Raw genomic sequence first — 26,526 nt, 5'->3', positions numbered from 1 at the left:
ATGTATTGAACGTCGACCAGATTGAAACCGGCGCTAGCGACTTCTGTGGCGGACCCACCTGCTGCGAAATGAAGTGCCATTAATAATCCTTTTTTCTTAGCGCCCCGCGGTGGCCTGCCTACTCGACGGCGTATATTAGCTTCAAATCACATACCCACACCCCTCTGATAGATTCGTTGATCACCAGCAGGATCGCCTCACGGAAGCAGAATTTTACTTAGGATCACCACGATATTTCCAAGTAAAATTCTATTTTATCATCGTATACATAACCACGGCATTCAGATAAATTGTCCGTTTTTTTCAAATTGGTCTTTTACATTGCTTATATTTGATCCGTCTTCGACAGTGATGTCCTGTCGAGGATTTTGCCTTTCAAAAAAATTATAGATGGCGCCGAAGCCGGTATTTCGCGAAGATGCCTTGGTGGTGCTGACCCGCTGAAGTGGCGCCACAGAAGTCGGATTTTAACTGCCGGCAACTAGAGTCCATGAATACAACGGCAGCCAGAATAGCTTTTCTGTACAATATACACTTACCTGCGGGCGAATCTGACTGCGTTAAAGCTAGGTGCTGAGCCAAGCCATGTTCTCTGGCGTCGCAACCCAATTTTCTGTGGACACAGTGGGCAGGTGCTCGCTCATAACGATGTCATCCGCCAACGACATTGCCGATATCGGAGATGATCGAGCTAGGTTACCTGCTGGTCGCAGGCAGATTCTACCAGGGGCGGAAGTGACTGAGATGCTGTTCAACCAGCGTACAGGGGCACCGGCCCACGATCGGGACGATGCTCAGGCTGGCAAAGTCACCGACCGACCCAGACTGAGGTGACAACGGACGGTTATCGGAAGCGCAGTCCTTGATTGCCCCGCCCGCCGGCGAATGTGCCCGCAGGATTTTTCCTCAAGTTCGACGTGCAAACGATCCCGCCACGCCCCTCATTGCGCAGAAGGATATGCGCGTCGAGGAGGCCCGCCATACGGCCTCGGTAGCACACCCTGTGCAGGTCCTTGGCGTGGATTGCCTCGCCAAGTCGGAGACTTAGCTGCCTGATGCTCGCAAGGCCTTGATCCAAATGCGGTTTGCGTCATGCAAACAGACGAGGACAGTAGGCAAGCCTGCCCGTACCGTGACTTGGCATCCATACACGCAGAAGAAGCGAAACCAAGATCATGAAGGCAGAGTCAAAAGCCCGCCACTTCCCGCGATTCGGGGACGGCACATGGTCGGGAGAGGCAGGATGAATCCCCATCTCGTGTGTGTGGGAGGCGAGGATCACGCCTTAAGAATTCCGTTCCTGATGTCGCTTCGCGAAAGGGGTTTTCGGGTCACCGCAGTCTCGAGTGGCGGTGAAACCGCGTTTTCGCGGCATGGCATTCCGCATCACCGCTATGGTTTCGACCGATTTGCCAGCGGCGGCAGCGGGGAGTGGGGCGCCATTCGAACGATTCGAAAATTAATGTCGGAACTGCGACCGGATGTTGTCCAAAGTTTCGACACCAAACCGAACCTGCTGACGCCACTTGCGGTGCGCGGGAAGGCTCCAGTCATCCGCACGATCAATGGTCTGGGCTGGACATTCTCGTCGCAGGAGCCACGGGCTCTGGCCCTGCGTCCAATCTTTTGCGGACTGCAATGGCTTTCGTCCTTCTGGACGGCTGCGACGGTCTTCCAAAATCGGGACGATCAGGCTTTCTTCGAGCGCTATCGACTGATCCGACGCGGCAGCGGACGGCTGATCCGCAGTTCAGGAATCGACATCGATGCGTTCGCCATGGCAAGGCATCTTGCCCCGTCCGCGATGAAAATGCGCGAAGAGCTTGGGCTCCAATCCGCTGAAGTCGTGATTTTTGTCGGCCGGCTGACCCGCCAGAAGGGTATCCCGACACTCCTCAAAGCAGTCCCGCACATCCTGTCCAAAAGGCCCAATGCGCGTTTCGTGCTTGTCGGCCCATGGGAATCCGAAGGGCCATTTGCCGTCGACAAATCGGACATCGATCGATATGCCCCCCATGTCATCGCCTTAGGCCCACGACGCGATGTTCCAGCCCTTCTTGGCATAGCCGATCTGTTCGCCTTTCCAACACAATATCGGGAAGGGATTCCGCGCGTCCTGCTCGAGGCCGGACTGGCGGGATTGCCTATCGTCGCCTCAAGGATGCCTGGCTGCAATGACGTGGTTGAAGACGGATGGAACGGCTATCTCGTCCCACCGCACGATGCCGATGGCCTTGCGGCTCGAATAATAGACATCCTGTCCGACCGCGATCACGGAAAGATCATGGGCGGTCGTTCCGTCGAACTCGTCCGGGAGCAGTTCGCGCTGCCGTGGGTAGTCGACCAATATTGCGATCTTTACAAAAACGTCCTTAGCCCCGAATCCAATGGCGGTCTTGCTCGACCGGCGCCATCGATCGTGCTGGAAGAGGATGCCGCAAGCCGCGGATTGGGTGGAGCGCGCCGATGATCCGGAACGCGTTGCTGGCCGGCGGTATTGCGATGGGCTATGCGGTGCAGCTCAGTGTTCCCGGTCTGCCCTTTGGATATACCGAATTGTTGCTAGCGCTCTGGATCATGCTGTCGATCGGGCGAGTAATCGCCGGTGGTCACTTGGAGGCCACGCCGGCCCTATTCCGTCTCGCGACCTTCTGGCTGATCATGACGTTCACCCTGGCAGTCGGTGCGATTGTCGGCTTGCTGACCACGGCGGTCCTGGACCTCTCGGCGCCGATTCACGACATAATGGCCTACATGCTGTTGGCCAGCGTCACCTGTCTGGCCGCCGCGGAGCCCGACGCCGATCGCCAACTGCGCCGCACTGCCTGGTGGGCGATCGGGATAGTGAGTGCATGCTTTGTCTTTCAGCTGGGGCTTGGGTGGGGTTGGATCCACCAGCCCGGCGTCAATCCCTGGTTCTGGGATCGCTTCACCGGCTGGTCCGAGAATCCGAACCAAATTGCTATTTATTGCGCAATCTTTGGTCCGCTGGCTTTGCATCTTGCTACGACCACAAGCAGTCCATGGGGGAGGGTGATCGGGTTCAGCAGCCTTGTTCTGACCGTCTATGTCGGTAGGCTGACAAAAAGTGATGCCTATCTTCTTACAGGCGTCCTGACCTGCCTGATATTTCTAGGACTGCGGGTTCGGACATGGCTCACGACCGGTGACAAGGGCAGCGTTTCCCGGCAAGTCGCCGTCCTCCTGATGGTCGGCTTCCTCCCCCTGGCGATGTCGATGACGCCCTACGTTCTCAGGGACATAAGCAGCATTGAAAATTTCGCCAAGAGCCTCAGCAAGGGGAGGGGCGGCGAGGATACCGCCGAAACCGCTACACTTCGCGTCAGGCTGTGGGGTAATGCAGTCTACAAGGGCGTGACGTCAGCGTCTCTTGGCCTTGGTCCTGGCCCGCATGTGGACCGCCCCTCGGTCGAATATCGGCAGTTTCTGCCCGAACCTTTCGAGGCTCACAACACGATCCTCGATCTATACACGCAAGGTGGTCTGATCGCGGTCCTGGCCCTGCTTTGGATCGTCGGCTCGGCGGCCATGTCAGCATGGCGTGCGAAGCTGGATGCCCTTTTTGCGCTGGTGGTGGCGATCATGATTTACGGGTTTCCGCACCTGATCATCCGCCACCCGATCGTTTGGTTTGCGCTGACCCTCTGCCTTGTTGCCGGAACGCCGCGAGCAGTGTGGGCTACTTCTAGTGAAACTTCCAGGGACTTGGGGTGACGGGATGTGTGGGGTTGCCGGAATCCTTCTTGCACCCGATGCGGCCAGTGCAAAGCCGCTGAGGGCTATAACGCAAATGACGAAAGTTCTTCGTCACCGTGGGCCTGATGGCGACGGCTTCTGGACAGATCGTGAAGCCGGCGTTGCCTTCGGCCACAGGCGTTTGGCCATCGTCGACTTGTCAGAGGCGGGACACCAGCCGATGCATTCGGCGACTGGCCGATATATCATCACCTTTAACGGCGAAATATACAATTTCCAGGATCTGCGCCGCGAACTTGAAGGCGCGGGCCATTGTTTCCGCGGCACCAGCGATACCGAAGTCATGCTGTGCGCGATCGAGAATTGGGGACTTGACACCGCACTCAAGCGCTTTGCCGGCATGTTCGCGTTCGGATTGTGGGACCGGAGGACGAGGACCCTTCATCTCGCCCGCGACCGAATGGGCAAAAAACCGCTCTACGTTGCTTCAACACGCGTCGCACTGGTTTTTGCCTCCGAGTTAAAGGCAATCAACCGTTTTCCAGATTTCCGTCAGGAGATCGATCTCGATGCGGCGGCGGCGATGCTGTCGAGGGGATGGGTACCGGACAACAGGTGCATCTGGCAAGGCGTCTTCAAGCTGCCACCCGGCTCGGTTCTGTCCCTGACGGCCGCAGATTTCGCCCACGCACGCAGTGCCGGGTCCCTTTCGAACCGCATCCGACAATGGTGGTCGCTGGCCCGGGTTGCCGAGAAAGGTCGGCAGGAACCAATCGCCGGCACCGATCAAGAACTGACAAATGAACTCGACAAGCTGCTGAGACTTGCCGTTCGGCAACGCATGGTCGCCGATGTGCCGCTGGGCGCCTTTCTATCTGGCGGCGTCGACAGCTCCGCTGTTGTAGCCCTGATGCAGGCTCAATCCTCAAAACCGGTGCGCACGTTCACGATCGCATTTGGAGAAGGCGGGTTTGATGAGGCACCCCACGCCGCTGAGGTCGCCCGGCATCTGGGCACCGACCATACCGAACTTCACCTTTCGCCCGCCTCCGCGCGCGATATCATCTCAGAACTGCCGCAGACCTGGGACGAGCCGTTTGCAGACGAATCGCAGATACCAACTCTGCTCGTGGCGCGGCTGGCTCGCCAGCACGTTACGGTGGCTCTGTCGGGCGACGGTGGCGACGAATGCTTCGCCGGTTACGCTCGCCACCTCATGGCAGCCCGAGCAAAACGACAGCATGAGCTGCCGTTGCCGCTGCGTCAGACGCTTGCGACAGCTGTTGGATTGCTGGCCCGTGCAGCCCGTCACGAACTCGTCAGCAAGCTGCCGCTTTCAGCGCATGCGCGGCATGCGCTGCGCAGCGACCGGCTGGATCGCCTGGCTCGGCTGCTCGCCGCGGCAGATGAGGATGAGCTGTATGAGCGGCTTAGGGGATCATCGACCGAGAACCTCACCCATCACAGGCCGCCCATATCGATCAATGGTGCGCCGCAGCTGGATGGTCTGCTGTCACGTCTCCTGTACGAGGACATGGTCGGCTATCTGCCTGGCGACATACTGGTGAAGCTGGACCGCGCCAGCATGGCTAACAGCCTTGAGGGCCGATGCCCGCTTCTCGATCATCGGGTTGTCGACTTCGCCTGGCGGCTGCCGGCGGACGTAATGGTTCGCCGCGGCAGGGGCAAGTGGATACTTCGTCAGTTGCTGCATCGCTATGTTCCGGAGCGGCTGATCGACCGGCCAAAACATGGCTTCGACGTCCCTATAGCAGTCTGGCTCAGAGGGCCGCTGCGTATCTGGGCCAGCGATCTGCTCGCCGATATGCGCCTGTCCGGGGACGGGATCTTCGACTTTGCAAAGGTGCAGACGTGCTGGCGAGATCACTTGGATGGAAGGCAGGATCATTCTCGTGATTTGTGGGCGGCGTTGATGTTCCAGGCCTGGCGCAACGAGGCCCGTCGGCCACCGGCGCCCGCAACGGACCTGTATCGTGTACCCGAACCGGCAGGAGTATAAAATGGAAGGTTCCATAATCAGCCGCAAGCAACTTCCGCGCGCCACTGAGATGCACGTAACCGCGCACGAGACCAAGCCGCGCATGAGGCGGCCGCTGCGCGAGCAGATGGACGCGCAGAGTTCAGTCCATCAACTCCTCATTACCATCACGAGGAGAAAACGGTTCCTGCTCGCCATGGTGGTTCTGGGCGGTGTTTTGGCCGGGCTTGCGGGTTTTGCTGTCCCTGTCCGGTTCGAGGCGAGTACGCAAGTTATTCTCGATGCTCCAAGCAGGAATGGGCCCGCCGGCGCGGTACCTGCTCCGGAGATGCTGGATGCCAGCATTGACGACAATATAACCATGCTCTTGTCGCAAGGAAATCTGCGTCGCGTGATGGCAGAGCTGCGCAAGACGGAGTTCGGCGGCACCGCCGAACAAGCTGATGCCGGAACTGGAAGTTCTCGTCCCGACGCTGCTCGCGGCGGCCGGCCGATTTTGCGCTCATTTGCAGACGGCCTGCTGGCCGGAATTTGGCCGCAGGGCAAGCCGGAAGCTGCGGATGCGGCTGAACTAAAGGCGTTGCGAAAGGGCATGAGGGTTGGACAGGAACTGCGATCGAGAGTCATCAGCATAGGCTTTACCGATCCCGATCCGACGCGAGCCGCTATGGTGGCTAATACGTTCGCCCGATTGTATATCGACGATCTCGCGAAGAGACGCCAGGCAGCGGATAGACTGGAACTCACCTCGATAGTCGCGGCTCTGCCGGGCGTACAACGCGATCTGGCAGCAGCGACCGATCGTCTGGAAAAGTATCGGCTGAGCCATGGTGCAGTCGACCAAGGTGCTGCGGACAACGCCGCCAAGGAGACAGCTGAACTCAGCCAGCAGATTTCCTTGTCGAAAGCGGATCTCTCCGCCACGGAATCTCGCCTTCAACATATTCAGGAGCTGCGAAAGGAGGGGGCATCGGTCGCCTCGCTGGCTCAAGCTATCCGATCACCGGCGCTGGCCGACCTGGCGGCTCGCCAGGCCAATGACACGGCAGATAAAAATTTGAGCGATGCGATCAACCGCGAGATCGAACAAGATACCGCTCGTCTCGCTGCCGAGGCCAGCATCTACCGGGCCCAGATTGCAGCTCTGGAAAGTCGCAAGAATGTGCTCGACGCGGTTGTGGCCGATACGGCCGGCCGGCTGTCCGGGCTGCGTGCACTCGAGCCGCAGGTCAGTATCTTGACGGAACGATACAACCAGCTTCTGACCCAACAACAGGACTTGATACGGCGCATCGCAACTCCCTCGGCCGGAGTGTCGGTCCTTTCGGCGGCATGGCCGCCGACGGTTCCTAAGACCCTGTCGCCGCTTTTCCTTATTCCACCTGGTATGGTTGTGTTTGGGCTTCTTGGCGGGGTCTTCGTTGTCGTTCGCAACCGCCTCGATCAGACTTTGCGGGGCGAGGCCGAAGCTGAGGCAGCGCTCGGGGTTCCGTGCTTGGGGCTGATACCACAAGCGGCCACAATGCACGCCAAACGGCTGAAGCAGCTGGTTTTAGGCCAGCAGAGGTCCATATACAGCCGCGCCGTGACATCCCTGCTTGTCACCGCAGCACCCAAGCAAGCGAGGGATCGCTCGTCGCACATCATTCTCGTAACGTCCAGCGTCCAGGATGATGGCAAGACCGAGCTTGCATGGAGCCTGGCCTTGGCAGCCACCCGACTGGGGGGCCGAGTGCTTTTCCTCGATCTTGACCGCACGGGAGCCCGCCTCACGAACGAATTCCTGGATGAATTCACGGCGCTCAAGCCACACAACTTTTTCGGGGACTATGTGAGTGAACGCTGTGCCTTGCACGATGCAATCGCGGGAATGCCTGAAATCGGAATCGACTTTATGGCTCTCGCACCGTCGGAAGATCTGCTGGCGTCGCTGTCCACGGTTGACAGTTCCCTGTTCACGGATGAGCTGCACTCGATCTACACTGTCGTCATCATAAATGGACCGCTGGGACTTGGAGGACCGGAGGCCGGGCTTCTGACGGGCTGGGCTGATGCGGTTCTTTTCGCGGTTCGCTGGGGCAGGACGCGACGCAGTATCGCACGCGGTGTTTTGGAAACGCTTGCGAGCGATGCGTCAGTTTCGGTCCCTGTGGGGAGCGTCCTCACGCAGGTTAATCTCAAGAAACACGCCGGTTACCAGTTCGGGGACAGCGCTGATCTTTTGCTCGAGGAAACATCATGAGCGTCACAAGCGGACTTCGAAGCAACGATGGTCGCGGAAATCGCGCAGGTATCGCCACGAACGGATTGGACCCATGATCATTGAACTCTTCGGACCGCCTGGATCCGGCAAGAGAACCTTTGCTCACGCCCTTGCCCGGCGACTGCGGGAGGAAGGGTACCACGCCAAGGTTGCCCCCAGTCACCGCCCTCGCGAGAGGGGATCGAGTGTCGATCTTGGAATCTTTCTGGCTATTTTCAGGATCGTGTCGGCAATATTTTCAACATTAAAAATCCTGCTTTCGCCGAGAGGCAGGATCAAGGATCTTTCAACGTCGCTTTCCATGATAAGAGTGATGCCGCCAAAAAAAAGGATATGGCGGGCCCGGCTCTGGCAGCACATATTGAAGCTTTCGCGCCGCTGGGATGAGGCGAAGCAATCCAGAGAAGTAGTCATATTCGATCAGGGCTACGTCCAGGCGATTGCGTCGCTGGCAATGTTCAATGGATCCGCAGACAGGGTCGCGCTGGCAAAGGCGCTCAGCCTGGCGCCAGCAGCTGATTTCACACTCAGAGTTGTTGCGCCACGCGCGATCGTTGAGACGCGCTTGCAGCAACGGATGGAGCATGAAGCGCCTGCGGAGCGAATTTTCGAAGCAGATTTTGACACAAACATGCGCACGTTTGGGATATTTCAAAGCATAAATGATATTCTCGTCGGGGCCGACCGAAAAATCATTCCGATCCAAACTCTAAACGATCAGTCCTCGTTAGAAGGCATTCAGTGTGTCGAGCGGAGGATAATCTCGAAAATTTTGCAAGCCGGAGGTCGACCTGCGGCCAAAGGCAGCCAAGGCCATAAGATACTCGAGGTTGACCAAAGCGACGTCGACAATTGTGATGTGAAGGCCGCACGAACTTCTGCGGCCTCTCTTGCTGCGGCGGATGTAATTTTGTCCCACCAGGAAGACATGGGTCGGACTCTCGGCTACGCTAGCATCTTCGCCCTTTTGATCTATATCGGTGGCGCGGGGTTGACCAGCTTGGCGCAGTTGTTGATTGCCCGCCTCGTCGGTTCCACCAGCTATGGCATCTATTCCTATGTCCTGGCCTGGACCACCCTGCTTGGCTATCTTGCAATGCTTGGTTTCAATGTCTCCCTACTGCGCTTCGTGTCCGCCTACCGGGCAGAGGGGCGACTTGACCTGGCACACGGTGTCGTCAGGTTTGCTCTGCAAAGATCGCTGGCGGCGGCGACACTGTTCGGCATGATCGGCGCCGCTCTGATCTTTTTCTTTTCAGATCCTTCTCACAAGGAACTTGAAATCAGCCAACTCCTTGGCATGGCAGCAGTGCCTTTGTTCACCGCCTCGGCCTTGGGTGCAGCACTTGTTCGTGCCTTCGGCGGTGGTGTCTCAGCCCTTTTGCCAGAACGCATCGTACGCGACGGCCTGTTGGTGATGTTGCTGGGAGTCGCGGCCATTTCCGGATCATGGACCCTCGACGCCCCCCTGGTGATGCAAGCGGTGCTGGCAAGTTCGGGCATCACAGTCGGACTGGTGTTCATCATGGCGACAAGGTTTCAGCCGCCTGGCTTGCGGCACACTCAACCCAGCGACGCGTCGCAAGAGTGGTGGGCGGCGGTTCCACCAATCATGCTCATGGCCGGGCTCGATGTTTTCATCGGTCGGGCCGGGGTTATGGTGCTGGGCTGGTCAGGTCATATTCGAGACGCAGGAATCTTCGCCTTGGGACTGAATGTCGCGTTGCTTGTGAGTCTTGCCCTCGTCGCCGTCGGCGTGATGTTTTCGCCAGCAGCGGCTGCCCTTCATACCCGAGGCGATCGGAAGGGCCTGCAGCAGTTATTTTCGCGAGCCGCCATACTTTCCTCTGCCGGCGCCATAGCGATGGCCCTCCCGCTGGTTGTGATTGTTAAACCTCTCATGAGCTGGTTCGGTGAGGATTTCAGCACAGGAGCACCCATCGCGCGGGTACTGATGCTCGGATATGTCTTTGTGGCGCTATGCGGACCCCAGCTGAATCTGTTGACCATGACCGGAAACGAATGGGCAGCAGCAGCAGCCATGATCGTTGGCGCAATCGCCGGCATCATAGGCTGTGCGGCAGGAATCGAGCTTTACGGTCCGCTGGGTGCTGCAGTGGGCCTGACGCTTGCATTGGCCGTTTGGAACCTGGCGATGGCGATCTATATCAGAAAACGACTGAAGATCATGCCTGCGCTGATTTTTGCGCTAACGTCGTTCAGAACAGGCGCAGGCGACAGCCGGCCCCGGTATCGGTTCTTGCGCTGACCTGAGGTTGTCGGAGCTGGATTCCAAATTCGCTCCATTGGGCCGCGCCAACACTGGGCCGCTCCAAAATTGATTTTGCGGATATCAGATCACACTGACAGCGCCGCCCGACAGGTGCGCGGCCGACACATCGGGCTCTCAGACCCGCATGAACGCTTGTGCTGGCTGCAGCATCCGTCCCATGAAAGTGTCGACCATTGCGCTCCGTCCTCGATCGCTGTCGAGGGTGCGGAGCCGACAGCATTGTGAAGGTCGCTGACGCCGGCGCGAGTGCCCAGAACGTCGCCGGGGCGGCAAAGGTACATCGCTGGCCAGCCGTCTCGATGATTTAAACAGCCAGCTTGATCTCTTCTGGCCGGTTATTGCCGATATTGCAGCCGCGATGCGGCGCGATGGTGCTCGGAAAACGGTATAGGGCTCGACGAGGCGTAAACGAGGTGATCAATGCCGAAGTGCCGGCAGCCCCAAGCACATTGAGAAACGCCACGATGTACGACTGCACATAGGCTGCGGCTCAGGGACGGAGTAACGCACGCCGGCCCTGAGCGGTGAGATGCACGGCTGAAAGTCTGACAACAGCAGCTGAAGGCGCCGAGTCCGCCAGATCTATTCGCAGCGGGGTGAACCCCGGCTCGGCACAGAGGCGTGCAAAACCCGCTTCGTTAGGGTTGGATCATAAAAGGAGTGTGATTGTCGACGCTCACGACCTCGATTCCCGTCCGCCCAAGCCGCAAGGCCACGTGATAGCAATGAAGCCTGCGGCCCCGGTGACGAGGATCGAACCCGCCAGGGCTAGTTCCACCGCGGAGCGGTCTGATCGCGATCAAACGGATTCCATCTTCAGCGCGCGGAAAGAGCAGACTGGTTGTGTGGATCATTGTCCAACCGGTGGTCCCCGCCTAGACGTTGTACGCCGGCGCATCGAAGCCAGCCGTGGTTGGGGAACCTATGTTGGAACAGCTCCAAATTCCGGCCGCCTGAATCTGGTGGATGCTGACGCCCGGCGCCTGGGAACCAGACCATGATCCCGAGAAGCGCAAACCGGTTGTCAGGAAAGATCATGGTAAAATAATAAGTTAGGGCTCCATCCCGATTCTCTCGGGATGGAACATGCCCCTAGGCGGCGGCCCTTATGGCAACACCGAAATGCGCCCCAGAAGGGCCACCAGTTCCGCCTGACGTCTCGTTTCGGTCTTGGCGAATAGCGAGGCAAGCTGGGAGCGGATCGTGGTGCGGCTGAGGCGCCAACTGCGGGCGATCTCCAACGGCGCATCGCCCTGAGCTAAGCGCAGCGCAAGGTGCGTTTCCGCGCTCGTCAAGCCAAACATCCTTTGCAGTGTCTGAGGATTTGGCCCCGACCTGTTCTCACGATCGAGCAATGCCACAATGCTCGTTCCGTCAGGAGCGATAAGGCCGTTCTCTTTCAGTATCACCGGCCTGTCGCTTCTGCTGCGGATCACCACCCAAGACAGTGAACCCGGCAGGAAATGGGCCGGAACATTTGCGATCAGCCGCCTTAGGGCTATCGAAAGCTCACCGGCTGTATCAGCCGCTTCGCCCTGGCGCTCCAGTGTGGTTTGGGCAGCTGCGTTCCATTCGATTACTTTTCTTTCGCGGTTCAGTACGAGATATCCACAGCCGATGCGATCGAGCATGCCAGTGATGGATTCCAGGCTGCGTTTCTTTGGTTCGTCGCCCTCTGCGTCCGGCCGATCTGATGCTCGAGTTGAAGGATAAGCATACGAGGGCCGCGTCATCTGCGTGCCGGCGTTATACTTGGTCCCTATTGTAATGTATCGTTTGCCCGCAACGACATCGCTGTGTCTATCGATCAGAGTCATTTTTCAACCTCCCCAAGTTTCACAGCCCGAAAATAAGTTGTTCGGGATTTACAAACAGTCTTGTATGCATAGGGCTCGCAAAAACGGGCCCTATTACGTGGAAACTCGATATATTCTGAGGAGTTCTGACCAAGTCATGCCTCCCCCCGTCGGTTAAAATGCGCGCTGTGATAGTGGTATGGCAATCCGGCAGTCGGACTAGGTTGTACGTTTTTTGCTCTAGTCTCGACGGCCTAGTCAAATGGTTGTAGTCTACGCCTATGAACTCGCAGTCGCGCAGGCCGGATTCGAACCCATCGGGCAGGCTGCTAACTCATGTGGCCTCCGCATTGGTACTGGCTGCTACACTGATATTTGAAAAAAAAGCGTCAGTATATGTTGGGGAAGGTTCGAGTTTTCTGGAATTTATTCCAGCTATTATAATCATTTCCTATCTTGAAGACCGTGGGCCTGCGCTTGCGGCGACAATCCTGATGGTGGCTGCCGGCCTGTGGGCACGAAGCACCCTGCATGGTCAGATCTCTGGCGAAGATTGGGCGCGCGCCATTCTGCTTGTGGTTTCGGGCGGCGTGATTGCCATGACGTTCCATCGGCTGCGGCAGGACTTGCGTGAGCTGCTGGAAGTAGCGGAAACCAGACTCGCTGCCGTCGAAGCAACCGAAAACCGCTACCGTTGGGCTTTCGAACGCGCCGCCATGGGATTCGCAAACACCAACGAGAGAGGTGAGCTTCTGCAATCCAACAGACGCCTCAGTGAGATGACTGGCTACGAGGAGGAGGAGCTTGCCCAATTGCGGCTTGAGACACTCGTTCATCCGGACGACCGTGATGCCTTGGCGCAGTTGCTGGCGGGCCTGGGTAACGACTCTGCTTCGTTCGCTTCGGAGGTGCGTCTGTTAAAAAAGAACGGTTCGGCATTCTGGGCGCGGCTAACCCTGTCGTCATCCGTGCCCGACGGGGTTCTCTCAGAGAGCATCTTCGTGGTGGTCGACGATATCTCGGAACGACGAGCCGTACACGAAGCGCTTCGGGCTCAGAAGGAGTGGCTGGATCTCGCTTTGTCTGCCGGACGCCTGGCCACGTGGCGGATCGACCTTAAAGACGGGATCGTCACCGGCTCCGGCACGTTCTGGGACATTCTCGGCCTGCCCCCGGCCGCTAGCCGCCGTTTGGACGAACTGTCAGCCGTCATTCATCCGGCGGACTGGCCAAAGCTGGTAGCATCGAGAAAGCTCGCATCAGTCACGAATTACGACGTCGAGATTCGCGTCCGACGACCGGACGGACATATTCGCTGGGTTGCCCTGCGCGGAAGGGAAGAAAAATACGATGATCGTCTACAGCGGCTCGGCGTGGCTGCCGACCTGACCGAGCGACGACAAACCACGCTGCTACGCGCCGCGGCAAAGAAGCGGGAGCGCATTATGCTCGAACAACGCCACAGGTTCAGCAACCTATTCCCTGTGATCACGGCGCTGGTGAACATGGTCGATGTTCCCGAGAATAATGTCGCCAGGTACAAGGAGACGCTCGTCGACCGAATTCGTGCGCTCGAAGCAACGCATCTGCTGCTTTCACGCAACGGCAATGCGTCGGGGATGCTCCACGATCTCGTTGTCCAGGAGTTGCAGCCGTATATGGGAACACGCGACATATCGGTCAGCGGTCCTTCCGTTGTGATTTCAGGCGGCGCCGCCGAAAGCTTCGCGATGATTGTTCACGAGCTTGCGACCAATTCCTTGAAACATGGAGCGCTTGGCGATTCAAAAGGCCGGATCGAGGTAAATTGGACGTTCGCGTCTGAAGACGCAGGTAGTGACATCGTGTTCGAGTGGGTGGAATCGGGGCGACGGCGGACTTCAAAAGTTGTCCGTCATGGTTTCGGTTCCATGATACTCGGAGTGGATGGGGCGCCGCTTGTCGGTTACTCGCCCAAGTTGGAAATGTCGGATCACGGGCTGCGATATTCGCTGCGGCTGTCGCGCAAGGAAATCGGCCCATAACGCATTGGCGCAAAAATCGGCCTCGTTTCTAGAAGCCATAATGCGTAGATTCAAGTTTTAGAGCGTCCCTTGCGCGCCCAACAGGACGCGGCGCTCTAATTGCTATCCCTGGTTAGCCAAGTCTTCAGCATAACGGCAGCTTCTGTCCGATTCCGTACCCCAAGCTCACGCAGAACCGCAGCGGCATGAATTTTCGTCGTCGCTTCGGCGATTTCCAGATCGCGCGCAATTTCCTTATTCGAATACCCTTCCGCCATTAGCTTGAGGACCTCCTTTTGCCTCGAGGTCAGCCTGCCAAGATTGCCAGTGGTGGTACGTCGATGTGGGATATGCTCGGACGGAGTAGGTACGTGCGTTGCTTGTGCGGCTCCGGGGCGCGACAGAAGTGCAGGAACGTAGATGCGGCCCGAAAGGATTTCGTTGACGGCCATGATCACCTCCTCGTCTCTTTGCGACTTTACGATATAGCCGTGAAGGCCGATCGACAGAGCCGTGAGTATCTCCGAGCGGGAATCATTCCCGGAAACGATCGCAAAGCGTGTATCCGGATAAGCCGACAGTATGCCGCTGAGCACTTCCTGATTGAACAATCCCGGCATGTTCAGGTCCAGGATCGCAAGATCAACTGACGCCTGTTCCGCCAGCAGACTGAGTACGGCATCGAAACACGACGCCTCAAATATTTCCACACCTGGAATGCCTGCGGTCAGTGCCAATCGCAAGCCACGACGATACAAGCCGTGATCGTCGGCGATGACGATTCGATACATTGAACTACCCCAACGAATCCTGGAATGATTGAACGGTGATGGCCTTAAAGTCGTGGCCGACCACTCGTCGATTCATCCAGTCAACACCTGCGATGCCCCAACACCGCAAGCGTCAGATTGCTAATATAATCCTAAATAACGGGAAACGCTCCTCTTATTTTTGAATTCCGCGAACGGAGCCGGCTGACCTGTCGAACATTCGTTCTCAGCCTCCAAGACCCGTGTCCCAACAGCTCGCTTCGATGCCGATACCGCGCAATCGCCGGGTTGTCCTGGGTCGTTCCGGCGATTGGTGGATACTAGGCTCATTGTAAGCACTCATTCGGGTTTTGTCGGTCTTGTGGCCCCAAGCTGATCGGCCAAGAACTGATCGCCGAAGCGCGCTCCGAGCCTGCCTCTGCGACAGGCGCCAGCCTTCGTCGATCGGCACGGTTATTGAATACCAGAATGTCTGAATCGCTACCATTCGAATGCACGACGACATCCCCCCCGACGGCCACATACCATCTAGCTACAATGTCCGGATCAGGGCCGGCGGGAAACCTCACCGGTCCTTTAAGAGAACAAGAACGGGCTTTCCGGATGCTGTGGCGTAACGATGGCGTTCAGGTCGAGTGAACATGGGAGGACCAGATGAAAGCAGTGATTCAATGTGGTGGAATGGGGACACGCCTTCGCCCCTTCACGTCGGTCTTGCCGAAACCGCTCATGCCGATCGGTGCTCGACCGGTTCTTGAGATGCTTCTGAAATGGCTGCGACGCAATGGCATCCAAGAGGTCTACATCACAACCGGGTATCTCGGCCACTTGATCCGCACCGTATGCGGAGATGGCTCGCAGTGGAACCTGAAAATTCGATACACGCAAGAAATGGAGCCGCTCGGCACCATCGGACCGCTCTCATTGATCAGAGATGAGCTGACAGAACCATTCATAGTCCTCAACGGCGATGTCCTTACCGATCTAAGCCTCAGTCGATTTGTGGCAGCGCACCGCAGGCACACCGATCCGGTGACGATCGCGACAGCTTGCCGCCTGATCAAAATGGACTTCGGCGTCATAGACGAAGTCGACAACACCGTGCAGATCTTTCGCGAGAAGCCGACGCTTTCGCACCTGGTCAGCATGGGAATCTACTGCATGAATCCAGACGTTCTGCAGTTTATTCCATCTGGCATTCCCTTCGGGTTTGACGACCTGATGCTGCAGATGATGCAGACCGGTACAACTGTCCACGTGTACAAGCATGATGGCCTCTGGCTCGATATTGGGCGCGTCGACGATTTCCAGAATGCACAAGCCATTTCCTGGGAAGACCAGTCGGCCTCGATCGAGGTCACTGCCACGGCCGCATGACGACATCGCCAAGCCGATCCCACAGTCCAACAGTCTAGGAGGTTATGATGCTCTTGGTCAGTGCCCCAATTTTGGGTGTGCCGGAGAAGGCAGCTTTGTCCAAGGTCATCGATAGCGGCTGGCTGACCATGGGAGAGCAGGTGAGAGCCTTTGAAGAGGCTTTTGCCCACATGCATGGTGCAGAGGATTGCGTCGCGGTCAATTCTTGTACTGCAGCGCTTCATCTCATTCTACATGCACTCGGTATCGGACCAGGCGACGAAGTGCTGGTCCCGTCAATGACCTTCGTGGCGACCGCAAACGCGGTTCTCTACGTCGGTGCCACTCCGGTCTTTGTCGATATCGAGTCGGCCGACGTGCCGCTGATGTCGATCGTGGAAGCTGAAGCGCGATGCACTGCGCGCACCAAGGCGGTCATTCTCGTACATTTTGCCGGCTATCTCGCCAATCGGGAAGAATGGCAGAAGTTCGCTCGTGCCCGAGGGCTGCAGATCATCGAGGATGCCGCGCATGCGCCCGGCCTGAAGGAGGTAGGTACATTTGGTGCCGCGGCCGCCTTCAGCTTCTATGGCAACAAGAATATGACCACGGCGGAAGGTGGGGCCGTGATTGCCCGAGATCCCAAGCTGCTTGAGACAATCCGCCAGGCCCGTGGGCACGGCATGACCACGGGGACACATCAGAGGCTGAACAGTCGCACGCCGCAGTACGATGTCACCATGCTCGGATTCAACTATCGCATGGATGAAATGCGCGCTGCAATCGGACTGGTCCAGCTGCAGAATCTGCAGGAGTGGAACGAGATCAGGCGTATTCTGGTCATGCTGTATCGACGTCTGATCGCAAAACATTGTCCGGCCGTGACAGTTCCGTTCCACGAGCCGCGGACGTCCGCCTATCATATCATGCCCGTCCTTTTGCCGCGTTACGCTGACAGGCAAGACGTCATCGATGAATTGCGCAGGCAAGGAATACAAACCACCATCCACTATCCGCCGGTGCACCAGATGACGCTTTATCGCGAGCTTTTCCCCGGCACATATTTGCCGCGGACAGAGGACTTTGCCCAGCGTGAGCTCACGGTGCCACTGCATCCCCAGATCACCGCGCCTGTCGTCGAATCAGTGGCGGCCGCTCTTGCCACTGCAGTCCACAGTTGCGCCCAAGCAGGAACAGCAGCATGAATGCCTTGGATTTATCCATCCATCGATCTGTTGTCTCAAGCGCCGCCCATGGGTTTGCGAGACGAGCAATTGATCTCGTAATCGCTGCAGCAGCCGCCATAGTTTTCGCTCCGCTGATGCTGGTGATCGCCCTGGCGCTCTTACTTGAAGGCGGCCGGCCCATCTTCTTTACGCAGACCCGCGTGGGTGCCGGTGGGCGGCCGTTCCGCATGTATAAGTTTCGCAAATTCGCGGTGCGATGCGATCCCGGCGGCTTGGCGCTGACTATGGCCGGCGACAGCCGCATGACGAGAATAGGTCGGTTCCTCGCCCTCACCAAATTCGACGAGCTCCCGCAATTGTGGAATGTCTTCAGAGGCGAGATGGCAATTGTCGGGCCGCGGCCGGAGAGCCTTGTCTTTGCCGATTGTTTCCGCGGTGGCTTCGAGGCCGTTCTACAATACAAGCCGGGCTTGTTGGGTCCGGCCCAGGTTCTCTTCCGGCATGAGGCCAAATTCTATCCGCGATCCGCGGATCCGATACTGTTCTACCGCGAGGTTCTGTTTCCTGCCAAGGCCAGGATCGACCTCTCCTACTATCCGCAGCGGACGATCGCCGCTGACATCATCTGGATGATGCGCGGCTTTCTGGCGGTTCTCGGCTTGGTCTCGCGGCCGCCGGTCGGCCTGGTCTCGCCGCCACCAATCGGCATGTGAGAACTGCTTGGCATGGCCAGGCTCTGGTGAATCCGCAAGTCAGCGCTTCACGTCATAGGGGGAGGAACGCTTAGTCATGAACTACAGGGGTAGGAAAGTTCTGGTTACGGGTGCCGATGGGTTCATCGGGTCGCATCTCACCGAAGCGCTCGTCCGTAGTGGGGCGGATGTCACGGCGCTCGCCCTCTACAATTCCTTCGACAGTCATGGTTGGCTGGATGATTTGCCGGACACCATTCGAAACCAGTTGAACCTCGTCCGCGGCGACGTTCGCGACAGCGCGTTCCTGAGCCGGATCATGCGTGGCCAGGCCGTTGTGTTTCATCTCGCCGCACTCATCGCGATTCCATACTCATACGCGGCCGCCCAATCCTATGTGGAGACCAACATCCTGGGCACAGTGAATGTCCTCGAAGCGGCGCGGCAATGGGAGACAGAGCGTGTGGTGCACACCTCGACCAGCGAGGTCTATGGCACTGCACAGACCATGCCTATCCGCGAATCCCATCCGCTGCAGGGCCAGTCACCCTATTCGGCATCCAAGATCGGCGCGGACATGATGGCAGAGTCCTACGCCAGGTCGTTCGACGTCCCCGTCGTGATTATGCGACCGTTCAATACCTACGGCCCACGTCAGAGTGAGCGGGCCATCGTGCCGACCATCATTAGGCAGGCTCTCGACAAAAACTGCCCGGCGATCATGGTCGGGGACACAAGTCCGGTCCGCGACCTTACTTTTGTGGAAGACACTGCGGCGGCGTTCCTGACCGCAGGTTCGGCCGAGCTCGAATTCGGCCATGCCTACAATGCCGGAAGCCAGCGCGCTGTGACGGTCTCGGACGTATTGGATCTGGTGCTCGAGTTGAGCGGCTCCAAAAAACCCGTTCACCGCGACGAACGCCGTCTGCGGCCGCAGAATTCCGAAGTCCGTGCCTTGCTGGCCGATTCTTCGCAACTCGAGACGAAGACCGGATGGCGGGCGCAGACCAGCCTGCGGGAAGGATTGGAGCGAACCATCGGATGGTGGCAGGCGCGCCTCAGCGAAGGCCGCGTACGCCGCGAAATGGGTTATATGACATGACCTTCTACCAGCGTGCATCGGCTCTGCTGTTGATTGCCGTTGCCATGTCGTTGGGTCTGCCCGCGGCCGGAAGCCGGCAAAGCAGCGAGCAGACACAATTTGTCGCGCCGGTGATGATGGATCTGCCCGACTATCTGCGCCCAGTGACGGATCCGGCGTTTGGGACAATCTTTACGCGCATTACCAAGCCGGGAGTGCTTGGCAATGGGGTCGCATGCGGGAACAAATATTGCAGCCACCGTTATTCGAGTGCCCAAGCCTGGAATTCAGACCAGAGCCTTCTCGTCATTACCAACGGCTGTAGCGGCGGCATGTGCTTTTTCGACGGGCACACATATGCTCCGCTGTTCCGCCGCGCTCGATCGACTGAATGCGAATGGCACCCTCAAAACGCCGATCTGATGATCTGCGTTCAGGGTCGGCAAGTGTCGACCTGGGCGCCACGGACCAATCGCGAAGATGTCCTGTTTGTTTCGACTGAGTATCACGATTTCCATTTCGGGCCGGGCAAGGGCAATCCAAGCCGTGACGGTGACCGCATAGCCGTGCGCGCAGTGCGTAAGAATGGCGATGCGGTGGTCTTTGCTTACGATCTCAAGCAACGGCGGAAATTCCCGGACATCGATCTTGAGCATATTGGCGGAACCAACGGCACCTGCTCGATTTCTCCGCTCGGAACTAACATTCTATGCCTTCAGGAGATAACAAGCGGCATCGAACAGGGCTTCATTTTTAGTGTCGAGGGCACTTTGCTCCAGAGGTGGATGGAACATCACCGGCCCGGGCATGGCGATATGACAGTCGATGACGACGGCAGCGAAGTCTATGTCGGTATCAGCAAGTCCGATCCGGACAAGTATCAGGTGATCAAGCGAAGGCTGTCCGACGGCAGGGTCACCCCACTTGTGAAATACGGCGAAGCCATGCATGCATCCCTGCGTGCGCTGGATAGGCCTGGTTGGGTGTTCCTGACCTATGGCGGCGATCCGGATGAGATATCGGCTCACCCGGACTGGGCGCCATATGCACAGGAAGTGATCGCGCTGCGCATCGATGGCAGCGGGGACGTCCGACGCATCGCACAAACGAGAAGCACTCAGTTAGACTATCGAAGCGAGAGTCATGCCTCACCGTCCCCTGACGGCTCGCAGGTAATCTGGTCGAGCAACTGGGGCGTGCCCGGCGGGCCAGTCTACGACTTCGTCTCCCGTGTCGATTGGCCGGAAGAGTCGACGTTGAACCGGAAGGAGATTGTCACCAATGGTCTTCACTAATCGTATCCTTCTTGCCGCGCTTGGTATGCTGGCTGCCGTGGGTATGGCCGCCGCAGCGGAGACGCGGGTCGCGTATCGAATTTCCGCCGGCGATACCGTCGAGATAGGAATTGCCTCCATCCCGGAACGAACGCAACGTGTCATGGTTCAAATGGACGGCACGATCGCGCTTCCCGAAGTCGGCATGGTTTCGGTCGGCGGCCTCACTCCGGCCGAATTGCAGACACGCATGGAGACGATCTTGACTACCAAGATATTTCACCAGCGTTTGCCCGATGGGCGGGAGCAAATGATCGTCGTCAAGCCGAGCGACGTCACCGCCGTGATAGCAGAGTATCGCCCGATCTACGTGACCGGCGACGTGCTCACTCCCGGACAGCAGGCTTACCGACCGCTCATGACCGTGCGGCAGGCGATCGCCGTGTCTGGCGGTTTCAGCCTTCTGCGGGCAAGGGCAAACCAGGTTGGCCCAGATCCGGTGGATCTGCGGCGCGACTATGAATCGGCCTGGGGGGAGTACACCAGAGACTATTTTCATAGCGCCCGCCTGCGCGCCGAACTTCAGAACCAGGCGAATTTCGACATGGAGCCACCACAAGGGTCACCCTTGTCGGCCGCTTTCGTGTCGGCAATCGCCCAGGCTGAAGCAGAAGGGCTCAAGATTTCCCTGGACAACTTCCAGCAGGAGCAAAGCTACCTTGAACAAAGTGCCAAGGCTGCTGCGGCGCAGATCGAGGTCCTGCTCAAGCGCGAGAAGGCCGAAGCCGAGGCAGTGAAAGCGGACGAGGACGACCTGGCACGAATAACGAAAGTGCATAAAGCAGGCAATCTGACCAACGACAGACTCGCCGATGTCCGGCGCGGTGTGATTCTCTCTTCCAGCCGGGCGCTCGAAACGTCGGTTGAGCTCATGAGAACACGACGCCAGCAGGATGATTTTCTCAGGCAGCGCGAGCGCAATGACAACCTGAGAAGGATGGCTCTATTGACTGAGCTGAAGGACACCAACGTGCGTCTTGCCGACATCACCGCAAGACTTCGCGCCGCCAGCCAGAAGTTGCAGCCCACGGGGGCGTCCGCCCAGCCACTGCCAGTTGCCGGCGAAACCATCCAGGCTCAGGTCACGATCATTCGCAAGATGGGTGAGGAATGGCGCAAACAGCCGGCCGGAGAAGACACCGAGGTATCACCGGGTGACACGATAGAGGTAAGGTTCAGCAACGGTCTCGAGAACGCTGCGGTCCGATAGACTGCTGTACCTTGTTCTGTCGCGATTGCCGATTGCGTTACTGTCTGAAAGCTCTGGAAACCTGGTCGGTAAAGGGTTTCAGCAAATAGGACCATACATTGCGCTCGTCAGTGCGTATGTGAACTTCGGCGGGCATGCCGGGTTTGAGTATTTTCGCTCCCGTCAGACAGGTCGTGGAATTTTCGACATTGATGCGCGCCGAAAAGTATGAAAGCTGACGTTGCTGATCCTTAATCAGATCTGCAGAGATGCGGTTGACCGAGCCTTGGCAAACAGGTGTCGTCCCTACGTCGAAAGCCGGAAAGCGGATTGAAACCCGCTGTCCTGGACGCACGTCATCGATACGCTCTGGAGAAACGAGCGCATCGACAACCAGGTTGTCGGCATCGGGCACAATCATCATGAGCACTTCTCCGGGAGCAATCACGCCTCCGATGGTGTGGACCGCGGATTCTTGTACCGTTCCCGACTGTGGGGCGCGGATATCTGTCCTGGCGAGTTCGTCTTCCGCCACTACCTTGCGCTCATTGAGTTCGGTCTGCTTGGCTTCCGTTTCGCGAAGTTCGCTCGTTACCTCGCTCCGCATTTGCTCGTCGAGCTGAAGCACCTGCAGGTCAGTCTCACTGATGCGGGCTTGAACCTCGGCGATTGCCGCGACAAGGCGTCCTGACTCGCCGCGAGTCCGGCTCTTCTCCAAGCTGATGGTGCTCAGCCTTTCTTTAGAGACCAACTTCTTGGAGTAGAGAGACTCGACGTCAGCAAGGTTCAGCGTCAGCAGATTCAGCGACTCGTCCATCGCCGCCTGCTGCGCTTTGAGGCCATCGATCTGACGTTCCAGTTGCTTCGAGCGGCTTTGCAATTGTGCCTTCTGGCCCGCCAGCGCCGCAGCACGGCTTTCGAACACGGCCCGCTCGCCACTGATAAGCGTCGCCAGTTGCGGGTCGCCCATCTTGACCCGAAGGCTGGGCGGAATCTGCATTTCCGGCAGACCCTGTCGCTCGGCTTCCAGCCGGGCCAGACGAATGGTGGCGCGATTGAGATCCTCGCTGATTATCTGCAGGTTTGCTCGGGTCAATGTGTTGTCCAGCCTGACCAATACGTCGCCGGCCTGCACATGATCCCCGTCCTTGGCGAAGATGCCGCCGACAGTGCCGCCGGTTTGATGCTGGACTTTCTTTATGTTGCTTTCGACCACCACAGTGGCAGGTGCAATCACCGCGCCGGCAATCTTGGTCAAGCCCAGCCAGAGTCCTCCGCCGAAGATCAACAGGAAGGTGATTGCCAAGCCCAAGAGCAGATTGGCCCGGATGCCATCCGGCTCTGGCTTCGTCTTGAACGATTGGCTTTCGCCAGCGACCGCGGCATATGACGACACGGTCACGCTAGAACAATACCTCACATAGGCCCGCCTGCACCTTTCTGCAGCGGAACGATAATATGCTGCCAGCCCCAAGAGCAGATTGGTCCGGAGGCCATCCGGCTCTGGCTTCGCTCCGATCGGTTGGCTTTCGCCAGCAACCGGAGCATATGATGACAGGGACACATCAGACACGGAGCAAGACCTCACGCATGGCCGCTTGCACCTTGTTGCAGCGGGACGACACTATTTTGCCGCGGGAAGGGCCGGACCACATTTGCCAGAACGTCTTCGCGCGAGCCAAATGAATGGAGCATGCCATTCGACAAGACGAGCACCTGATCGATGTTGACGAGAGCTGACGGACGATGCGCAACAACAATCGCGATGCCGCCACGCTCGCGCACGGCCAGGATTGCCCCGGCCAGGGCAACATCGCCATCTGCATCCAGATTGGAATTTGGTTCGTCGAGAACGACAAGGAATGGATCGCCATAAAGCGCCCTGGCGAGCCCAACGAGTTGCCTCTGCCCAGCCGACAGGGCCGCTCCGCCTTCACCGATGCGCGTTTGGAAACCTTCCGGCAGACGCATGATCATCTTGTCCACGCCCGCAGCCTTGGCGGCTGCCAGCACGCCCTTTGCGTCACTCTTGCCGCCGAACCTTGAAATGTTGTCTGCGATCGTTCCGTCGAACAGTTCAACGTCCTGCGGCAGGTAGCCAATATGGGTTCCGAGCAGTTCCGAATTCCACTGATCGAGCGAGGCGCCGTCCAACCTTACTGTTCCGCGAAGCGGCTTCCATGCCCCGACCAAAGCACGCACGAGCGTCGTTTTGCCAGAGCCGCTCGGGCCGACGATCGCCAACCCCGCGCCCCTCGACAGGCGAAAGCTTACATTGACGAGCGTTGGTCTCTGCAGACTTGGTGGCGCGACCGTCAGTTCCTCGACCGCAAGCTGTGTCTGTGGGCGCGGCAGCTCCATAGGGTCTTTCTGGCTACCGAAAGCATCCAACGCTGCCGCCAGATCGGTATAGCTTCGCCGGGTGGCCAGAAATCCTCTCCAGTTTGCGATTGCCACATCGACCGGCGCCAATGAGCGGCCCAGCAATATGGACGATGCGATGATCACGCCGGGCGAAGCCTCGCCGCCGATCACAAGGTAGGCACCAAGCCCCAGTACCGAGGACTGCAGGGCCATTCGAAGTGTCTTCGACAATGAACTCGCTGCGCCGACGACATCGGAGAGCTGTTCCTGGTTCTTGAGGTAAAGATGGCTGATCTCGTTCCAGCGCCGACCGAGCTGAGCGGAAAGGCCCATCGCCTGGACGACCTCCGCATTGCGGCGGCCGGAATCGGCAAGAATCCGCTGTGCCACGAGCGTCTCGGAAGCACGCGCGGCGGGTTTGCGGGCAACGACTTCCGCGACTACCGTCAAAAGTACGACAGCAGCCGCGCCGACGGTTGCCAACACACCAAGCGAAGGGTGCAGCAGATAGATGACCACCATATAAAACGGAATCCAAGGTGCGTCGAAGACGACCGTCGGTCCCAGTCCGGAAAGAAATCCGCGCAACTGGTCCAGATCGCGAAGCGGCTGCACCCGGTTCGCATCCTGCCCAGCAGTAAGCGGCAGGGAAAGCGAGGCAGCGAACGCCTTTTGCTGCAGATCTCTGTGCAGGCGGCTGCCGATGCGGACCAACAGGCGAAGCCTGACGAAATCGAGGAGGCCATAGACAGCGTAGAGGCCAAGCATCCCGATCGTAAATCCGATGAGAGTCGGAATGCTCTGGGAAGGCAGCACGCGATCGTAGATCTGGAGCATATAGACGGAGCCGGTCAGGGCGAGAACGTTTATCACTGCCGAGAAAACGCCGACGCCAACCAGTCCATGCATTGAACCGAACATAGCGGAGCGTAGATCGGGCGAGCGCCCTTGCGTTGACTTCATGATCTGCGATCTTTCGTGCGAAATTGGCGCGCGAACGTGTTGGTCATGTCGAATGATGGGTAAACCCTCTTGCCTTGCGGGAAGCGGCTGCTTTCCGTTAGCTACTGAAACATTACGCTTTGCTTACATATGTGCCTTTTGATTAAAATGTAGCAAAATCGTGACGCAGGACCGAGAATTCGGGAATTGGCTTTGCAAGGCTGGGGATAACCGGGCTGGAAGCCCGGATATTTCCAATGATGAGACAATATTCCCAATCATGCGACAGATGAGAGTGCTCATGATCACCTTTTGTTGCATCATGTCTTCAAACCTTAAGGCGGCGAGTGTTTTTCGATTTGCCCATCGAGAATTTAATGAATTTGGGATACACTTAATTGGGGCGGAATTGTCGGACAACGGCATCGGCAATGTCAGGAAGGCGGGTCTGTCATGAGCGAAGAGATCAGTGTCGCCGAAGCCTACAGCAAAGGCCGCACCACCTTCATGGGGCTGGAGTTGCTCATCGCGCCCGGTGCGCTCGTTCCCCGGCCGGAGACGGAGTTGCTTGGCACGACCGCTCTTGATGTTCTGAGTCAAATGAACCTGCCGGCGCCACGCGTCGTCGATATGTGCTGCGGGGCCGGCAATCTGGCGTGCGCCATCGCGCACTTCGCTCCCACCGCGCGTGTCTGGGCGAGCGATCTTACCGATGGATGCGTCGAAGTCGCGCGCCGAAACGTCGCCCATCACGGCATGGCGGATCGCGTGTCCGTGCTTCAGGGCGACTTGTTCAGTGCTTTCTCGGGCTTGGAGCTTGATGGTACGATGGACGTGATCGTCTGCAATCCGCCCTACATTTCGGAAAAGCGGCTTGAGGGTGACCGCGCGCATCTGACGGAGCTTGAGCCGCGTGAAGCGTTTGCGGCCGGCCCCTACGGCCTGAGCATCCATATGCGGGTGATCAAGGACGCGCCGCGTTACTTGCGGCGCGGAGGCGTCCTGCTCTTCGAGGTCGGCCTCGGCCAGGACCGGCAGGTCATCAGTCTGCTGGAGCGTTCCAAGGCTTACGAGAACATCCGCGCGGTCACGAACGAAGCCGGCGAGGGCAGGGTGGTTGTGGGACATACCACGTCGCAAGCGTGAGCCGTGCCGCGACTGCGGCAGGCTCGGAGCGCTGTCGGCGGCGTAAAACAACGCTGGGCAGATGTCGGCAATCAGTTTTGCTTGCGGAGAACATATTGCGCAATTCCTTGGATAGAATCGAGGTTCTCCGGCAGGAGTTCGCTGTCTTCCACGGTGATGCCGAAGGTCTCCTCGATAAAGCCGATAACCTCGAGTACCCCTGTCGAGTCGACGATGCCTTGATCGAGAAGGGACGTATTGCTCTCCAGAGCATCCGCGTCGGCTATGTAGAAATTCGACGCCAGGAAAGCGCGAATCTGGTCCTTGCAGGTCTCGGCTCTATCCTTGGTAGACAACATTTAATCCTCCTCCGATACTGATACTAAAGATGAATGCTGATCAATTTCATCCAGAA

Annotated in this window: 18 protein-coding genes; 13 read left to right on the top strand and 5 right to left on the bottom strand. The window is 58.2% G+C overall.

Features of this window, described 5'->3' with window-relative positions:
* The first annotated feature begins 1,243 nt into the window (after positions 1-1,243).
* The 5 genes from CIT31_RS24945 (at position 1,244) to CIT31_RS24925 (ending at position 10,248) form a co-directional block, all read left to right on the top strand.
* Entirely contained in the window at positions 1,244-2,470 is a 1,227-nt protein-coding gene (locus CIT31_RS24945) for a glycosyltransferase family 4 protein (RefSeq protein ID WP_095520781.1), read from the top strand.
* A complete protein-coding gene (locus CIT31_RS24940) occupies positions 2,467-3,735 on the top strand; it encodes an O-antigen ligase family protein (protein WP_095520780.1) in 1,269 nt (422 codons plus the stop codon). The genes CIT31_RS24945 and CIT31_RS24940 overlap by 4 nt, the downstream gene beginning before the upstream one ends.
* A gap of 4 nt (positions 3,736-3,739) precedes the next feature.
* Positions 3,740-5,737, top strand: a complete 1,998-nt coding sequence (asnB, locus tag CIT31_RS24935) for an asparagine synthase (glutamine-hydrolyzing) (protein ID WP_095520779.1) — start codon at positions 3,740-3,742, stop codon at positions 5,735-5,737.
* 1 nt (position 5,738) lies between these two features.
* Positions 5,739-7,958 (top strand): GumC family protein, encoded by a 2,220-nt coding sequence (locus CIT31_RS24930; RefSeq protein ID WP_095520778.1) that lies wholly within the window; start codon positions 5,739-5,741, stop codon positions 7,956-7,958.
* A gap of 73 nt (positions 7,959-8,031) precedes the next feature.
* A complete protein-coding gene (locus tag CIT31_RS24925; protein WP_095520777.1) occupies positions 8,032-10,248 on the top strand; it encodes an oligosaccharide flippase family protein in 2,217 nt (738 codons plus the stop codon).
* A 1,130-nt stretch (positions 10,249-11,378) separates the two neighbouring features.
* Here the strand turns inward: CIT31_RS24925 and CIT31_RS24920 are convergent.
* Positions 11,379-12,089 (bottom strand): helix-turn-helix transcriptional regulator, encoded by a 711-nt coding sequence (locus tag CIT31_RS24920; RefSeq protein ID WP_065009412.1) that lies wholly within the window; start codon positions 12,087-12,089, stop codon positions 11,379-11,381.
* A 317-nt stretch (positions 12,090-12,406) separates the two neighbouring features.
* On the opposite strand from CIT31_RS24920, the gene CIT31_RS24915 reads away from it, so the two are divergent.
* Positions 12,407-14,092, top strand: coding sequence for a PAS domain S-box protein (locus CIT31_RS24915; protein ID WP_342586952.1), 1,686 nt, complete (start codon positions 12,407-12,409; stop codon positions 14,090-14,092).
* A gap of 95 nt (positions 14,093-14,187) precedes the next feature.
* Here the strand turns inward: CIT31_RS24915 and CIT31_RS24910 are convergent, their stop codons facing one another.
* Positions 14,188-14,862, bottom strand: a complete 675-nt coding sequence (locus tag CIT31_RS24910) for a LuxR C-terminal-related transcriptional regulator (protein ID WP_065009410.1) — start codon at positions 14,860-14,862, stop codon at positions 14,188-14,190.
* Positions 14,863-15,495: 633 nt separating this feature from the next.
* On the opposite strand from CIT31_RS24910, the gene CIT31_RS24905 reads away from it, so the two are divergent.
* The 6 genes from CIT31_RS24905 to CIT31_RS24880 all read left to right on the top strand — a co-directional run bounded on the left by CIT31_RS24905 (position 15,496) and on the right by CIT31_RS24880 (position 21,701).
* Positions 15,496-16,218 carry a nucleotidyltransferase family protein gene (locus tag CIT31_RS24905; protein WP_095520775.1) on the top strand — a complete coding sequence of 241 codons (723 nt, stop codon included), beginning with the start codon at positions 15,496-15,498 and terminating at the stop codon, positions 16,216-16,218.
* 47 nt (positions 16,219-16,265) lie between these two features.
* On the top strand, positions 16,266-17,402 hold the full coding sequence (locus tag CIT31_RS24900; RefSeq protein ID WP_095520806.1) for a DegT/DnrJ/EryC1/StrS family aminotransferase: 1,137 nt from the start codon (positions 16,266-16,268) through the stop codon (positions 17,400-17,402).
* Entirely contained in the window at positions 17,399-18,097 is a 699-nt protein-coding gene (locus tag CIT31_RS24895; RefSeq protein ID WP_095520774.1) for a sugar transferase, read from the top strand. The genes CIT31_RS24900 and CIT31_RS24895 overlap by 4 nt, the downstream gene beginning before the upstream one ends.
* Positions 18,098-18,173: 76 nt before the next feature.
* Positions 18,174-19,178, top strand: a complete 1,005-nt coding sequence (locus tag CIT31_RS24890; protein WP_065009407.1) for an SDR family NAD(P)-dependent oxidoreductase — start codon at positions 18,174-18,176, stop codon at positions 19,176-19,178.
* Positions 19,175-20,452 (top strand): hypothetical protein, encoded by a 1,278-nt coding sequence (locus CIT31_RS24885; protein WP_095520773.1) that lies wholly within the window; start codon positions 19,175-19,177, stop codon positions 20,450-20,452. The genes CIT31_RS24890 and CIT31_RS24885 overlap by 4 nt, the downstream gene beginning before the upstream one ends.
* The gene (locus CIT31_RS24880; protein WP_095520772.1) at positions 20,439-21,701 is read left to right on the top strand and encodes a polysaccharide biosynthesis/export family protein; all 1,263 of its coding nucleotides are present in this window, start codon (positions 20,439-20,441) and stop codon (positions 21,699-21,701) included. The genes CIT31_RS24885 and CIT31_RS24880 overlap by 14 nt, the downstream gene beginning before the upstream one ends.
* A 37-nt stretch (positions 21,702-21,738) precedes the next feature.
* Here CIT31_RS24880 and CIT31_RS24875 read toward each other — a convergent pair whose 3' ends face one another.
* Both CIT31_RS24875 and CIT31_RS24870 read right to left on the bottom strand, forming a co-directional pair.
* Positions 21,739-23,076, bottom strand: a complete 1,338-nt coding sequence (locus tag CIT31_RS24875; RefSeq protein ID WP_165778550.1) for an HlyD family type I secretion periplasmic adaptor subunit — start codon at positions 23,074-23,076, stop codon at positions 21,739-21,741.
* A gap of 188 nt (positions 23,077-23,264) precedes the next feature.
* Positions 23,265-25,007: a type I secretion system permease/ATPase gene (locus tag CIT31_RS24870; RefSeq protein ID WP_165778548.1), complete on the bottom strand. Its 1,743-nt coding sequence runs from the start codon at positions 25,005-25,007 to the stop codon at positions 23,265-23,267.
* 432 nt (positions 25,008-25,439) lie between these two features.
* Between CIT31_RS24870 and CIT31_RS24865 the strand changes: the two genes are divergently transcribed.
* Positions 25,440-26,132, top strand: a complete 693-nt coding sequence (locus CIT31_RS24865; protein ID WP_095520770.1) for a N5-glutamine methyltransferase family protein — start codon at positions 25,440-25,442, stop codon at positions 26,130-26,132.
* Positions 26,133-26,203: 71 nt separating this feature from the next.
* Here CIT31_RS24865 and CIT31_RS24860 read toward each other — a convergent pair whose 3' ends face one another.
* Positions 26,204-26,470 (bottom strand): acyl carrier protein, encoded by a 267-nt coding sequence (locus tag CIT31_RS24860; RefSeq protein WP_029352679.1) that lies wholly within the window; start codon positions 26,468-26,470, stop codon positions 26,204-26,206.
* Positions 26,471-26,526: the final 56 nt, after the last annotated feature.

The sequence above is a fragment of the Mesorhizobium wenxiniae genome, assembly GCF_002284535.1.
GTDB lineage: Bacteria > Pseudomonadota > Alphaproteobacteria > Rhizobiales > Rhizobiaceae > Mesorhizobium > Mesorhizobium wenxiniae.
Note: the sequence above shows the minus strand (reverse complement) of the source record. Positions and strands in the feature narration are given on the sequence as shown.

Excerpts from the sequence above, each read along its gene's own strand:
- CIT31_RS24945 (WP_095520781.1), top strand. The coding sequence starts at position 1,244 with ATGAATCCCCATCTCGTGTGTGTGGGAGGCGAGGATCACGCCTTAAGA.
- CIT31_RS24940 (WP_095520780.1), top strand. The coding sequence starts at position 2,467 with ATGATCCGGAACGCGTTGCTGGCCGGCGGTATTGCGATGGGCTATGCG.
- asnB (WP_095520779.1), top strand. The coding sequence starts at position 3,740 with ATGTGTGGGGTTGCCGGAATCCTTCTTGCACCCGATGCGGCCAGTGCA.
- CIT31_RS24930 (WP_095520778.1), top strand. The coding sequence starts at position 5,739 with ATGGAAGGTTCCATAATCAGCCGCAAGCAACTTCCGCGCGCCACTGAG.
- CIT31_RS24925 (WP_095520777.1), top strand. The coding sequence starts at position 8,032 with ATGATCATTGAACTCTTCGGACCGCCTGGATCCGGCAAGAGAACCTTT.
- CIT31_RS24920 (WP_065009412.1), bottom strand. The coding sequence starts at position 12,089 with ATGACTCTGATCGATAGACACAGCGATGTCGTTGCGGGCAAACGATAC.
- CIT31_RS24910 (WP_065009410.1), bottom strand. The coding sequence starts at position 14,862 with ATGTATCGAATCGTCATCGCCGACGATCACGGCTTGTATCGTCGTGGC.
- CIT31_RS24905 (WP_095520775.1), top strand. The coding sequence starts at position 15,496 with ATGAAAGCAGTGATTCAATGTGGTGGAATGGGGACACGCCTTCGCCCC.
- CIT31_RS24900 (WP_095520806.1), top strand. The coding sequence starts at position 16,266 with ATGCTCTTGGTCAGTGCCCCAATTTTGGGTGTGCCGGAGAAGGCAGCT.
- CIT31_RS24895 (WP_095520774.1), top strand. The coding sequence starts at position 17,399 with ATGAATGCCTTGGATTTATCCATCCATCGATCTGTTGTCTCAAGCGCC.
- CIT31_RS24890 (WP_065009407.1), top strand. The coding sequence starts at position 18,174 with ATGAACTACAGGGGTAGGAAAGTTCTGGTTACGGGTGCCGATGGGTTC.
- CIT31_RS24885 (WP_095520773.1), top strand. The coding sequence starts at position 19,175 with ATGACCTTCTACCAGCGTGCATCGGCTCTGCTGTTGATTGCCGTTGCC.
- CIT31_RS24880 (WP_095520772.1), top strand. The coding sequence starts at position 20,439 with ATGGTCTTCACTAATCGTATCCTTCTTGCCGCGCTTGGTATGCTGGCT.
- CIT31_RS24870 (WP_165778548.1), bottom strand. The coding sequence starts at position 25,007 with ATGAAGTCAACGCAAGGGCGCTCGCCCGATCTACGCTCCGCTATGTTC.
- CIT31_RS24865 (WP_095520770.1), top strand. The coding sequence starts at position 25,440 with ATGAGCGAAGAGATCAGTGTCGCCGAAGCCTACAGCAAAGGCCGCACC.
- CIT31_RS24860 (WP_029352679.1), bottom strand. The coding sequence starts at position 26,470 with ATGTTGTCTACCAAGGATAGAGCCGAGACCTGCAAGGACCAGATTCGC.